At 58.0% G+C, this 11,283-nt stretch carries 13 protein-coding genes and 1 tRNA gene; 6 read left to right on the plus strand and 8 right to left on the minus strand.

The features are described from left to right. Positions 1–39: 39 nt before the first annotated feature. The 3 genes from apbE to ERD80_RS00935 all read left to right on the plus strand — a co-directional run bounded on the left by apbE (position 40) and on the right by ERD80_RS00935 (position 3,470). Positions 40–1,071, plus strand: coding sequence for an FAD:protein FMN transferase ApbE (apbE, locus tag ERD80_RS00925; protein WP_021509242.1), 1,032 nt, complete (start codon positions 40–42; stop codon positions 1,069–1,071). 17 nt (positions 1,072–1,088) lie between these two features. Continuing rightward, positions 1,089–1,730, plus strand: coding sequence for a DNA oxidative demethylase AlkB (alkB, locus tag ERD80_RS00930; RefSeq protein ID WP_136545539.1), 642 nt, complete (start codon positions 1,089–1,091; stop codon positions 1,728–1,730). Between the two features lie 87 nt (positions 1,731–1,817). Beyond that, entirely contained in the window at positions 1,818–3,470 is a 1,653-nt protein-coding gene (locus ERD80_RS00935) for a multidrug ABC transporter permease/ATP-binding protein (protein ID WP_136545540.1), read from the plus strand. A gap of 153 nt (positions 3,471–3,623) precedes the next feature. On the opposite strand, the gene ERD80_RS00940 is transcribed toward ERD80_RS00935, so the two are convergent. After that, entirely contained in the window at positions 3,624–4,349 is a 726-nt protein-coding gene (locus tag ERD80_RS00940; RefSeq protein WP_136545541.1) for a 4'-phosphopantetheinyl transferase superfamily protein, read from the minus strand. Between the two features lie 76 nt (positions 4,350–4,425). After that, positions 4,426–4,629 (minus strand): hypothetical protein, encoded by a 204-nt coding sequence (locus tag ERD80_RS00945; protein ID WP_010618078.1) that lies wholly within the window; start codon positions 4,627–4,629, stop codon positions 4,426–4,428. A 394-nt stretch (positions 4,630–5,023) separates the two neighbouring features. Here ERD80_RS00945 and ERD80_RS00950 point away from each other — a divergent pair, with 394 nt between their 5' ends. Both ERD80_RS00950 and ERD80_RS00955 read left to right on the plus strand, forming a co-directional pair. Beyond that, entirely contained in the window at positions 5,024–5,527 is a 504-nt protein-coding gene (locus tag ERD80_RS00950; RefSeq protein WP_211145551.1) for a hypothetical protein, read from the plus strand. A gap of 143 nt (positions 5,528–5,670) precedes the next feature. Then, positions 5,671–5,943: a hypothetical protein gene (locus tag ERD80_RS00955; protein ID WP_058769922.1), complete on the plus strand. Its 273-nt coding sequence runs from the start codon at positions 5,671–5,673 to the stop codon at positions 5,941–5,943. 33 nt (positions 5,944–5,976) lie between these two features. On the opposite strand, the gene ERD80_RS00960 is transcribed toward ERD80_RS00955, so the two are convergent. From ERD80_RS00960 to ERD80_RS00975, 4 genes are all read right to left on the minus strand, one after another. Continuing rightward, positions 5,977–6,303 carry a four-helix bundle copper-binding protein gene (locus ERD80_RS00960; RefSeq protein ID WP_021509247.1) on the minus strand — a complete coding sequence of 109 codons (327 nt, stop codon included), beginning with the start codon at positions 6,301–6,303 and terminating at the stop codon, positions 5,977–5,979. Positions 6,304–6,464: 161 nt separating this feature from the next. Continuing rightward, positions 6,465–6,541: transfer RNA gene (locus ERD80_RS00965), tRNA-Pro, on the minus strand. A 72-nt stretch (positions 6,542–6,613) separates the two neighbouring features. After that, positions 6,614–8,362 (minus strand): LPS biosynthesis-modulating metalloenzyme YejM, encoded by a 1,749-nt coding sequence (gene yejM / locus ERD80_RS00970; RefSeq protein ID WP_021509248.1) that lies wholly within the window; start codon positions 8,360–8,362, stop codon positions 6,614–6,616. 23 nt (positions 8,363–8,385) lie between these two features. Beyond that, positions 8,386–8,613 (minus strand): YejL family protein, encoded by a 228-nt coding sequence (locus ERD80_RS00975; RefSeq protein ID WP_021509249.1) that lies wholly within the window; start codon positions 8,611–8,613, stop codon positions 8,386–8,388. Positions 8,614–8,771: 158 nt separating this feature from the next. Between ERD80_RS00975 and yejK the strand changes: the two genes are divergently transcribed. Continuing rightward, a complete protein-coding gene (yejK, locus tag ERD80_RS00980; RefSeq protein WP_021509250.1) occupies positions 8,772–9,776 on the plus strand; it encodes a nucleoid-associated protein YejK in 1,005 nt (334 codons plus the stop codon). A gap of 64 nt (positions 9,777–9,840) precedes the next feature. On the opposite strand, the gene rplY is transcribed toward yejK, so the two are convergent. Next, positions 9,841–10,125, minus strand: a complete 285-nt coding sequence (gene rplY / locus ERD80_RS00985; protein ID WP_010618083.1) for a 50S ribosomal protein L25 — start codon at positions 10,123–10,125, stop codon at positions 9,841–9,843. Positions 10,126–10,256: 131 nt separating this feature from the next. Continuing rightward, positions 10,257–11,283 (minus strand): helicase-related protein (locus tag ERD80_RS00990; protein WP_282183350.1); only part of this gene is annotated, 1,027 nt, incomplete at its 5' end.

Consider the following 11,283-nt stretch of genomic DNA (forward strand, 5'->3'; position numbering starts at 1 on the left):
TGTAATAGGCTGTAGTAATGATTTACAGACGAGGAATTGATGAATTTTCAGAACATTCTGCTGACCGGCATGGTAGCACTGCTGCTGAGCGGGTGCGAGCAAAAACCGGCGCAGCAGGCGCTGGTGCTGGAAGGCAAAACCATGGGAACGGTGTGGCGCGTGAGTCTGGCGGGCGTGGATGCTCAGCGTAAGGCCGCGCTGCAGCAGGCGATTCAGCAGCAGCTCGATCGCGACGATGGCGAACTCTCCACCTGGAAAAAGGACTCGGTGCTGTCGCGCTTCAACCAGTATCAGGGACAGGATCCCCAGCCGGTCAGTGCCGATATGGCCGATATCGTCACCCGCGCGCTGCGCATCGGCCAGCTGACCGGCGGCGCGATGGACATTACCGTCGGGCCGCTGGTGAATCTGTGGGGCTTTGGCCCGGCGCAGCAGCCGGCGCATACGCCATCGGATGCCGCCATCGCCGCCGCCAAAGCGCAGACCGGCCTGCAGCACCTGCGCGTGATTGAGACGGTGAACGGCCAGTGGCTGCAGAAAGATCTGCCTGGCCTGTATGTCGATCTCTCCACCATGGGCGAAGGCTACGCCACCGATCACCTGGCGCGGCTGATGGAACAGCAGGGCATCACTAATTATCTGGTGTCGGTGGGCGGGGCAGTGCTGAGTCGCGGCCTGAATGCCAGCCAGCAGCCGTGGCGGGTAGCCATCCAGAAACCGACCGATCGCGAGAACGCGGTGGAGGCACGCGTTGATCTGCAGGGGCACGGAATCAGCACCTCCGGCAGCTATCGCAACTATTATGAACTGGATGGCAAACGCATCTCGCACGTGATCGATCCGGCCAGCGGCCGACCCATCGATCACCGGCTGGTCTCAGCCACGGTGATTGCCACCACCGCGCTGGAAGCCGACGGCTGGGACACCGGGCTGATGGTGCTCGGCACCGAGCGTGCCAAAGCGCTGGCGCTGAAACAGCATCTGGCGGTGTATCTGATTACGAAGCAGGGCGACGGTTTCAGCCACTGGATGTCGCCACAGTTCAAATCGTTTCTTATCGATCAGCCCTGACCTGACAGGAGGTAACTGTGCTGGATCTATTTAGTGAAGACGCGCCATGGCAGGAGCCGCTTGCCGAGGGCGCGGTGATTCTGCGTCGCCGGGCGCGTGAGCAGGCCGATGCGCTGCTGGCGGCGATTCATGACGTCGCGGCCCTTAACCCGTTTGCCCATCGCATCACGCCGGGTGGACATCGCATGTCAGTCGCCATGACCAACTGCGGCGATTTCGGCTGGTCGACCGATTCGCGCGGTTACCAGTACACCGAACAGGATGTCAGCAGCGGCCGTAAATGGCCGCCGATGCCCGCGCTGTTCCGCACGCTGGCGCAGCAGACCGCGAAGGAGGCCGGCTTTGCCGGTTTCAATCCGGACGCCTGCCTGATTAACCGCTATGAGCCCGGCGCCAAACTGACGCTGCATCAGGATAAGGATGAGAAAGACTTACGCCAGCCGATTGTCTCGGTATCGCTTGGCCTGCCGGCCGTTTTTCAGTTTGGCGGTTTTGAGCGCGGCGATGCGACGCAGCGCGTGCTGCTGGAGCACGGCGATATCGTGGTGTGGGGCGGTCCGTCGCGCCTGCGCTATCACGGCATTTTGCCGCTAAAAGCGGGCATCCATCCGCAGGCTGGCGCGTTCCGTTACAACCTGACCTTCCGCCGCGCCCAGTAACCGTAAAAACGGATGAGAATTATTCTTGCCTTCACCCGAAGCGCCATTAAACTGCAGGCTGCCTGGTTGACCTCTGGATAATTTTTAATGGCATTGCTTCAGGTTGTTTTTCGCCAGTACCGCTGGCCGTTTATTGGCGTGATTGTGCTGACGCTGCTCAGCGCCGCGCTGGGTATCGGGCTAATCGCCTACATCAATAATGAACTGATCGTAGCAGTCAATACCTCGCTCACCGTGCTGCCGGGCTTTCTCGCCCAGCTGTTTCTGCTGATGGCGGTGACGCTGGCGTCGCAGCTGGCGCTGACTCAGCTCGGCCACCATTTTGTCTGGCGGCTGCGCGGTGAGTTTATCAAACGTATTCTGGATACCCGGGTTGAACGCATTGAGCAGATTGGTAACGCTCAGCTGCTGGCCGGCCTGACCAGCGACGTGCGTGCCATCACTATCGCGTTTGTGCGCCTGCCGGAGCTGATTCAGGGCATCATTATTACGCTGGGTTCTGCGATCTATCTGGCGTGGCTGTCACCGCAAATGCTGTTGATCACCACGCTATGGCTGGTGGTGACGCTGATCGGCGGCTGGCTGCTGGTGTCGCGCGTCTATCAGCACATGGCGAAGCTGCGCGACATCGAGGACGAGCTGTACCGCGATTTTCAGACCATCATTGAAGGGCGCAAAGAGCTGCAGCTTAACCGCGAGCGCGCCCGGCTGATTTACGACACCGTGTATCAGGAAAATGCCACGGACTATCGTCGTCACATTGTGCGCGCCGATACCTTCCATCTCAGCGCGGTGAACTGGTCGAACATTATGATGCTCGGCGCGATTGGTATTGTGTTCTTCATGGCCAACGGTCTGGGCTGGGCCAATACCGCTGTCGCCGCGACCTATTCGCTGACGCTGCTGTTCCTGCGCACGCCGCTGCTGGCGGCAGTTGGCGCGCTGCCGACGCTGCTCAGCGCACAGGTGGCATTGCGGAAAATTAATACCTTCGATCTGGCCCCCTATAGCGCCGGTTTCAAAGCGCTGCCGACGGTGAGCGACTGGCAGACGCTGGAGCTGCGCGACGTCTGTTTCCATTATGGCGAGCACGGTTTTGCCGTCGGGCCGATCAACCTGACGCTGCGCCGCGGTGAACTGGTGTTTCTGATTGGCGGTAACGGCAGCGGTAAATCCACGCTGGCGATGCTGCTGACCGGCCTGTATCAGCCGCATTCAGGCCGCCTGCTGCTGGACGGTAACGAGGTGGACTGGCATAACCTTGAGGCTTATCGCCAGCACTTCTCGGCGGTGTTCACTGACGTGCACCTGTTTGACCGTCTGATTCGTCGCGGTGGTGAGCCGGCTAATCCGGCGCTGGTGCAACAGTGGCTGGAACGGCTGAAAATGCAGGACAAGCTGAAGCTGGAAGGCAACCGGGTACTCAACCTGCAGCTGTCGAAAGGGCAGAGCAAGCGGCTTGCTCTGCTGCTGGCGGCGGCAGAGGAGCGCGATATCCTGCTGCTCGATGAGTGGGCGGCCGATCAGGACCCGCACTTCCGCCGTATCTTCTACCGCGAGCTGCTGCCGTGGCTCCAGGCATCCGGCAAAACCGTGTTCGCCATCAGCCATGACGATCACTACTTTATTCATGCCGATCGGCTGCTGGAAATGCGCGATGGGCAGTTAAGCGAGCTGACCGGCCGCGAGCGCGAAATGGCCACGCTGGACGCCGTCAAACGCACCGATACCGGCCATTGACGGCTGGCGGCAAAGCTTAGCAAAAACCCTTATTGGGCAAGACGTTGTCAGCGGGATATAGTGAATGGCAGCAGAGATCCTCGTCTCTGCCTCCCTGGAACACTTCTGTCGTCTTGTGTTGTCACCGGCCCGGGCTCATTCCGCGCCGGTTTTTTATTGCGTGCAGGCCGGGTGAGTGAGCAGTGTGACCACGCGCGCCGGCTGCAGCCAGAAGCGTGCGTCCAGCACGGTGCTGCGGGTAAATTCCGCGCTGAAATCCTGACACAGCTGCAACCGCGCGCGCTGCTGCGGCAGGTCGAGATCGATCAGCGCAGCCTGATGAAACGCCATCGGCTGATGCAGCCGCGGCCATAGCGCCTTATAAAGACTCTCTTTCAGCGAAAACAGCAGCGTTGCCGCCTGCGCAAAGGGCAGCGGCTGGCCCTCAAGCAGCGCGCGCTCCTGCGCGTTCATCAGCAGTTCCGCCGTGTCCTGCGCGGTTTCCTCTGCCATCACCTGCTCAACATCAATGCCCACATACAATGCCTCGCGCGTCGCGGCCATCACCACGCAGTCATGGCTGTGCGACAGTGAAGCACGGATGCCTGCCGGCCAGCACGGTGAGCGATCCGGCGCGTTGTGCAGCACAAAATCAGTGATTCCCAGCTGCGCCAGCTGTTGCCGCACCAGCCAGCGGCTGGCGAGATATTCAATTTTGCGTTTGCTGGCTGCCTGCTGTAGCGCGGACGGCAGCGGCAGTTGCCACTGCGCAGGTAAAGCGGCGTGCCACTGTTGCCGATCAAAGCGGCACCACGCCAGCGACAGCGATTCAGCGGTGTGGCCAGCGGCGGTGATAAAACCACAAGCGGGCAGCGGCAGGGGCGTTTCGGCTGAGAACATAACGAGTAACGGCTGATGGAAAAGCGTGTTTTACCAGTCAGCCGCGGGCAGAGCAAGCCGAAAAGGCTGCTGCGGGTTAGCGATTTGGCGGGATAGCGAAGCTCTTCATCTGCACCACAAAATGGTGGTGGCCTTTGGTAATGCGTGCACCACGGTCACACCAGTGGCTCGCCAGGCGGAAGAAATCATCGCTGCCAATATCATACGCCAGCTCCACTTTGCTGATGCCTGAGTGCAGGAGTTCTTCCGCATCCTGCAGGTTTTTTGCTTTGATGACCATAACGAGATTCCATCAAATAAACGGGAGCTTTAGGGTAGGGGAAATCTGTGACAGTTTTGTTTCACTTTAATGAATTGCTGTCACAAATCAGTAAAAACGTGATCCCGGTCGGCTTTGCTGACTTCAGTTAAGTACCTGATTCGCAGCATGAATGAAGTGTGGTGCGAAATTATGCTGCAGGATTTTGCACCCTGAACAGTAAGGTCAGGGCCTGTCGCAGTGGTGAGGAATAGCCGCGTCTGGCGCGGTAATCGCGCCGTCATTTTCCATCTCTATCCTTACGGTAATGGCTGTATTATGAAGCCCATCACACATCGATAGCCGCTTCGTTTAACCGGGGTAAAGCGTGGGCGTAACATGCTGGTGGCTGACGAAAGAGGCTAAGGAGCGAACGATGCAAAAACTGGCTGGCATAATGTTACTGGGTTGCATGAGCGTAGGCGCTGCACAGGCAGCGGATCTCAGCTTCCAGAATGCGCAGGGCAATATTGAAGTGGTGCCTGGCAAACCCACCTTTGTGCATAAACTGCACTACCGCAAACTCTATGATGAAAAGCCGTTCCCGGATGCGGTGATTTATTACTACAGCAATGGGGTGTATAAAATCCTGTCGCAGGGCGAAAATCATTATGGCCTCTACGTGATGCAGGGCAGCGTTGAGGACCAGAGTTACACCATCCGCTATATTTCAACGCCGTCAAAAGACTGGGGCAATAAAACTGCCTTCCATCAGCTCACCTTTGTGAATGGCGTGCAGGCAAAGGTGTTTATTCAAAACGCGATTACCGATACCGGTGAGCAGATCGCCCAGCAAAACGGCGAGTTTTTGCTGCAGGATCACGATCCCGCAAACGCGGCGGCAGACCGCTGGGATGATGAATTGAAAATCCAGCGCTGACGGTCAAAGTCTTTCCTCTGCGCCGCAACCGTTACGGATCGGGTTGCGGTGCCCGATGTGCCAGCGTTAGCAAAGATTTTCCCTATCCCAGCGAGAATTGTTTCCGGCTGGCAACGCGGCCAAAACTCGATAATTATCAGGGCATGACTAAATATCGTGTAAGAGTGGGTTTTCACAACCCCTCAGCCCTGACCTTCAGGCAACTGGATGAAATCCTGGAACCGCAACGCTTCTGGCGCAGCGACACGCGCAGCGGTACGTTTCGCTACTTCATGGAGTATGAATATGAGTCGGAAGTGCGCGATATCTGCGAAGTGTGCGAGCTGGCTTACTCGCAGGCGTGTAAGGTGAAGAAATGTCCGCTGATTCTGGTACAGCCCTGCGAGGCAGAGGTTTCACTCAGCGTTAACGATTGAGACTCGCCGCAGCGAATCTCAATCCTGCTGGCATCATGCCGCCATTTTACGGCACTCTTCTGCACAGCGCTGACAGGCCTGAGCGCATTGCTGGCAGTGCTGGTGTTGATGCTGCTGGCACGCCTGCGCGCACTGCTGGCAGATGTCGGCGCAGAACTGACAGAGTTGCTGCACCGATTCACTGTTTAGTGCCATAAACTGCGCCGTGAGGCGACAGGTATTGGCGCACTGCATATCCAGCCTGATGCACTCGCGCATCATCTCCACATTTTCCTCATCCAGACAGGATGTTGCGCAGTGGTCGCACGCGGCTGCGCACAGATAACAGGCCTCCACGCAGCGTTTATATTCATCAAGCATGTTTCCTCCTTGCATCGGTGATTAACCGTTTAAGCCTGGAAAGAATTGGGCATTATGCAATGAAGGAAAGCGTTAGGATTTATTACCGCGCTGTGCTTAACGCCGCGATTTTACAGCAGAAAATAAAAAAGCAGCCATAAAGGCTGCTTTCTTTGGGATTTTGGTCGGCACGAGAGGATTTGAACCTCCGACCCCTGACACCCCATGACAGTGCGCTACCAGGCTGCGCTACGTGCCGAACGTGGAGGGTTATACTACTGGTTCCGTTGGCGATTGCAATATGCCGGCAGCTTAACTGCCTCATAATTAATCAGTTTGCCGTGAACCGTTTCTCTTCCGTCAGCACCTGCAACAGTAGCGCCAGCTGAGGTTTATGATCTTTCAGCTCTTTGCCCTGGGCATCGTACGCGCTGTAATTACCGTTGTTGCTGAGCACCAGCGTCACCGTTGGCGTGGTCACCACCAGTTTGCCATCTTCACTGCTGGCGACCCAGTTATGGCTGCGCTGCGCGGCAAACAGATCTTCACCCTGTGAATAGTTAACCGGATTGGTGCGCACGTGCAGCAGGCGCTGCATCAGCGTGGTCATCACATCCTGCTGATCGGTCAGGCGATCGATGCTCTGCGCCGGTGTATTCGGCCAGTGCACCACCAGCGGTACCTGCAGCGTCGCGCGGTTGCCCGGATTATCGCTGTTGTCGAAGGTAATGGCGCGCTGCGCCGTGATCACCACCACGGTATTCTTCAGCGCATCATTCTGCTGCAGCGTATGCAGCACCGTCGCGATTTGTTCATCCACGCCTGTTGCCTGGCGCATATAGCTGCGCTGGCGCGCTTTGGTGCTGTCGCCGGTTACCGTCACGCCGTTGAGCGCGATCCATGAGAACCAGGGCGCGCCGCCTTTCTGACCATTGAGCCAGTTCTGCCACTGCGTCACCGTGGTGCTGTTGGGCTGGGTATCAGCCTGCGGCAGGCTGTAATCCGCCAGCAGCGCCTGACGGTACAGCGGCTGGCTAAAGCCATCGGAAGAGAACAGGCCGAACTGATAACCCTGGCTGTTCAGCGCGCCGAGCAGGGCAGAGGGCATGCGCGCCGCCAGCACGCCGTCCATGTAGCTGGAGGAGATACCATAGAACAGGCCGAACAGGCCTTTTTCCGGCTGCAGTCCGGCGCTGTAATGCTGGGTAAAGCGCACATTTTCACTGGCGAATTGATTGAGCGACGGCAGCGCTTTATCCACCGTGGCATTGTTCAGTCCGTCCACCGTCAGAATCAGCAGGTTGTGGCGCGTTCCGCCATCGCGGAACGTAATATCGCTGAGCGGATACTGCACCGACAGCGCTTCCGGATCGCCCTGTTGCACCAGACGGCGCTGATACTCCTGCGCATCCAGCAGGCCGTGTCGCTCCAGAAAGCGCCGTGCGGTCATCGGATAGGAGAGCGGCAGGTTGGCACGCTGCATGGTAATCGGCCGGTAGAAGTTGGCGTCCGCCCAGATATACAGCAGATGGCTGGCAAAGAAGGCGCTGATAAACAGCGCGGCCAGCGGCTTGCCAAACGAACGCCGGTTCAGGCTGCGCAGCTTTTGCCAGCTCCAGGTGGCAAACAGCATCTCAACGAGGAAAATTAGCGGTACGCTGATAAACATCAGCTGCCAGTCGCGCGCCATCTCGCTTTGATCGGGGTTGACCACCAGTTCCCACACCACCGGATTGAGGTGCAGATGGAAACGGTTGAACACCGCGCTGTCGACCATAATCAGCGTCAGCCCGGCCGTGGCGACCACGGCGGAGAGCACGCGCAGCAACCGCTGCGACATGGCGACAAACGTTAGTGGGAAGATAATCAGCAGATAAGCGGCAAACACGATAAAGCTGAAATGGCCAATCCAGCTGGTAAACGCATAAATACGGCCGGCGAGGGAAGAGGGCCAGTCGGCGACCAACAGGTAGCGGCTGCCTAAAATAAGCGCAAACAGAATATTAAACAGGGCAAACCAGTGCCCCCAGCTGATCATCTGGGAGACTTTTTCACGGTAGCGCTGCCGGTTGGTTACCATATTTATGAGGTCAAATCTGCAATTTAGTGGGCGTTGTCATCGCGCACGGAAGACTGCAGCGCTTCCGCAAACGAGCGGGCGAGGCTGCGGCGCTGGGCCGGTGCGATGTCGGTGTTGATCAAATTGGTCACCATGTTCCCCAACACCATCAGGGAAAGATCGGTTGGCGCTTTGTCTTTTTCAAGAACCTGCGCCAGCTGCGCGAGAAGCTGTTCGACGCGCGCGTCGCTGTAACGGGATGATTGTGGCATATCGTCGACTAATCAAGTGTGAAAACGCGGTATATTACCGTAACAACGCACTTTTTTCCGCAATTTTATCGCAAGCAGAACGATCAGTTTGTGCGCGCAGTTGAAAGCGGCTGCGGGCGGTGTTTGAATACGCGCCTGAGCCAAAAGGAGAGTCTACCATGAGTCTGGATATCGACCAGATTGCCCTGCATCAGTTAGTCAAACGTGATGAAAACCAGCTGGAACTGGTGCTGCGCGATACCCTGTTACCTGCCACGCAGGCGGTGGAAGAGATGGCGGAAGAGTTACACCGCGTCTATAGCGCCAAAAGCAAGGCTTACGGCCTGTTTAATGAAGACAGCGAGCTGGCGGAAGCGCTGCGCAACTGCCGCAAAGGGCAGGATGACTTCCTGGCGTTCAGCCGTGCGGCTACCGGACGCCTGCGCGACGAGCTGAGCAAATACCCGTTCGCCGAAGGCGGCGTGGTGCTGTTTCTGCACTATCGCTATCTGGCGGTGGAGTATCTGCTGGTGGCGGTGCTGAACAGCCAGTCGAGCATGCGCGTTAACGAGCAGCTCGACATCAGCAGCACGCACTATCTGGACATCAACCATGCCGATATCGTGGCGCGTATCGATCTCACCGAGTGGGAAACCAATCCGGAATCCACGCGCTACCTGACCTTCCTGCGCGGACGCGTGGGGCGCAAAGTGGCCGATTTCTTCATGGATTTCCTCGGTGCCAGCGTCGGTCTGGATACCAAAGCACAGAACCGCGGGCTGCTGCAGGCGGTAGATGATTACTGTGCCGAGTCCAGCCTGGATAAAAATGAGCGCCAGAACTATCGCCAACAGGTCTACAGCTACTGCAATGAACAGCTGCAGGCGGGCGAGGAGATTGCGCTGGAAGATCTCTCCAGCGAGCTGCCGCCGCTGGGCGAAAAAACCTTTCAGGCGTTTACCCAGGAGCAGGGTTATGAGCTGGAAGAGCATTTCCCGGCCGACCGCAGCACCCTGCGTCAGCTGACGAAATTTGCCGGTAGCGGCGGGGGATTAACGCTTAACTTTGATGCCATGCTGCTGGGCGAGCGCATTTTCTGGGATCCGGCCACCGATACGCTGACCATCAAAGGCACGCCGCCGAATCTGCGCGATCAGCTGCAGCGTCGCACCGGCGGTCAGTGATCGCCGGATTTGCGCCATAAAAAAACGCCGCAGATGCGGCGTTTTTTCGTCAACCCGTTAGCGATTAAGCGCGAACGAAGTCGATGTGGTGCAGTTTTGGCTTGAACGGGTGACGCTGAACAGCTTGAACTTTAACTTTGGTTTCTTTACCGTCAACAACCAGAGTCAGCACGTCGCTGTAGAACTCAGGCTTAGCCTGCATGTTCATCACAGCGTCGTGGTCCAGTTCGATAGAAACCGCAGCGTCTTTACCGCCATAGATGATGGCCGGGAATTTGTTCGCTGCGCGCAGGCGGCGGCTCGCACCCTTACCCTGCTCTTTACGTACTTCTGCATTAATAGTGAACATCTTAAGATCTCTTCTATAGTTCCTGCTACAGGCGACCCAGCAACAGGACGGTTATTCAATACGCTTTTACGGATGCAAAAGCGGGCGGCATTATAGCCGGATTGCCACAGCGGGGCAAATGATTCCGCCGCTTAGCGCAGCTCGTTAGCACGGCGATAGCGTCCCTGATAATCGAACATTTTTTCCCGCACCTGCCAGAAGTGGCCTTTGGCGCGCGCCACCACAAAATCGGGATGGCGCAGCAGCGGCTGCAACGCCACCACATCGGCGGCGGTCTGCCAGCCGAGCTCCACGCCGGGCGCACGCTGATGTGGCCGCATAAACAGCTGCTCAAAGGCGGTGCGCTGCGCCGGAGTGCGCAGGCGAAAGCGCTCGCTGACGCTGGTGCCATCCTCATCAAAATAGGTGGCTTGCAGCCACTCGCCTTTATCATCGCGTCCGTGCGCCAGCGTCATACCACTGCAGCGCAGTACGCGCGCGTCTTTCAGCTTCAGCGCCGCTTTCAGCATATCATCGGGGTCGACCAGCACCTTGTCGCACTGCTGGCAGCGGCGCGCGGCGATATCATTTTCTGCACCGCAGTCCGGGCAGCTTTTAAAGCGGAAACGGTAGTCGCACTGCGCGCGATTGCCCTCGTCATCGTCGAGCACGCCCTGACAGCGGCGGCCAAAGTGCTCAATGACGTGGCCATCTTCGGTCGCCTTGCCCCAGAAGGTGTTGGCAAAGCCGCAGACCGGACAAAACACCTGCACCGGCTGGTTATCGCTGGCGCCTTTCGCTGCGCCGACTTCGGGCGTAAAGAGATCGTGCGGGTTTCCGGCGTAATCAAGGATCAGGCAGTCGGTTTTGCCTGGTGCCAGCCGCAACCCGCGACCGACAATTTGCTGATACAGGCTGACCGATTCGGTCGGGCGCAGAATGGCGATCAAATCGACGTGCGGCGCGTCGAAGCCGGTGGTCAGCACCGCCACGTTAACCAGAAACTTAAGCTGCTGCGCTTTGAACTGCTGAATCAGCCGGTCACGCTCTTTCACCGGGGTTTCCGCCGACACCAGCGCACTGTTTTCCGGCAGCAGGCTGAGAATTTCCCGCGCGTGTTCAACGGTTGCGGCGAACACCATCACGCCGCGGCGCGTCTCAGCGAACTCGATGATCTGT

The organism is Pantoea sp. R102 (genome assembly GCF_004916815.1).
Classification (GTDB): domain Bacteria; phylum Pseudomonadota; class Gammaproteobacteria; order Enterobacterales; family Enterobacteriaceae; genus Pantoea; species Pantoea dispersa.

Excerpts from the sequence above, each read along its gene's own strand:
- ERD80_RS00975 (WP_021509249.1), bottom strand. The coding sequence starts at position 8,613 with ATGCCACAATCATCCCGTTACAGCGACGCGCGCGTCGAACAGCTTCTC.
- ERD80_RS00945 (WP_010618078.1), bottom strand. The coding sequence starts at position 4,629 with ATGGTCATCAAAGCAAAAAACCTGCAGGATGCGGAAGAACTCCTGCAC.
- yejM (WP_021509248.1), bottom strand. The coding sequence starts at position 8,362 with ATGGTAACCAACCGGCAGCGCTACCGTGAAAAAGTCTCCCAGATGATC.
- ERD80_RS00935 (WP_136545540.1), top strand. The coding sequence starts at position 1,818 with ATGGCATTGCTTCAGGTTGTTTTTCGCCAGTACCGCTGGCCGTTTATT.
- ERD80_RS00950 (WP_211145551.1), top strand. The coding sequence starts at position 5,024 with ATGCAAAAACTGGCTGGCATAATGTTACTGGGTTGCATGAGCGTAGGC.
- yejK (WP_021509250.1), top strand. The coding sequence starts at position 8,772 with ATGAGTCTGGATATCGACCAGATTGCCCTGCATCAGTTAGTCAAACGT.
- ERD80_RS00940 (WP_136545541.1), bottom strand. The coding sequence starts at position 4,349 with ATGTTCTCAGCCGAAACGCCCCTGCCGCTGCCCGCTTGTGGTTTTATC.
- ERD80_RS00960 (WP_021509247.1), bottom strand. The coding sequence starts at position 6,303 with ATGCTTGATGAATATAAACGCTGCGTGGAGGCCTGTTATCTGTGCGCA.
- apbE (WP_021509242.1), top strand. The coding sequence starts at position 40 with ATGAATTTTCAGAACATTCTGCTGACCGGCATGGTAGCACTGCTGCTG.
- ERD80_RS00955 (WP_058769922.1), top strand. The coding sequence starts at position 5,671 with ATGACTAAATATCGTGTAAGAGTGGGTTTTCACAACCCCTCAGCCCTG.
- rplY (WP_010618083.1), bottom strand. The coding sequence starts at position 10,125 with ATGTTCACTATTAATGCAGAAGTACGTAAAGAGCAGGGTAAGGGTGCG.